Source organism: Streptomyces sp. BE20 (assembly GCF_036322525.1).
In the GTDB taxonomy this organism is placed as follows: Bacteria; Actinomycetota; Actinomycetes; order Streptomycetales; family Streptomycetaceae; genus Kitasatospora.
Genome location: NZ_JAQYWW010001115.1, coordinates 1 through 416, shown reverse-complemented (window position 1 = coordinate 416; position 416 = coordinate 1). Strand labels below are relative to the sequence as shown.

1 protein-coding gene is annotated in these 416 nt (G+C 74.0%); it reads left to right on the top strand.

Going from position 1 to position 416, the window contains the following annotated elements; translation table 11 throughout:
- Positions 1-416, top strand: a 416-nt coding sequence (locus PUR61_RS45600; protein ID WP_329883374.1) for an acyltransferase domain-containing protein, incomplete at both ends; no start/stop codon positions are given.

Sequence of the window (416 nt, the reverse complement as noted above, 5' to 3'; positions counted from 1 at the left end):
GCCGGACGCGGCCACGCTGGTCGCGGCGCGCGGCAGGTTGATGCAGGCCCTTCCGGCGGGTGGGGCGATGCTCGCGGTGGGTGCTTCCGAGGCGGACGTCCTCGCCGCGTTCCCGGACGTGGACGTCGCGGTGGTGAACGGCCCTGGGGCCGTGGTGGTCGCGGGGCTGGAAGCCGTGATCGACGCCATCGCGGAGGCGGCGGGCGGGCGGGGCTGGAAGACTAGCCGCCTGCGGACCAGCCACGCCTTCCACTCCCGGCTGATGGAGCCGATGCTGGAGGACTTCCGCGCCGTGGTGCGTGGGTTGTCCTTCGCCGAGCCTTCGGTCCCGGCGGTGTCCTCCGTGACAGGCCGCCCGGTCGGGCTAGGGCAGTGGTCGGACCCGGAGTACTGGGTGGACCAGGTCCGCAAGCCCG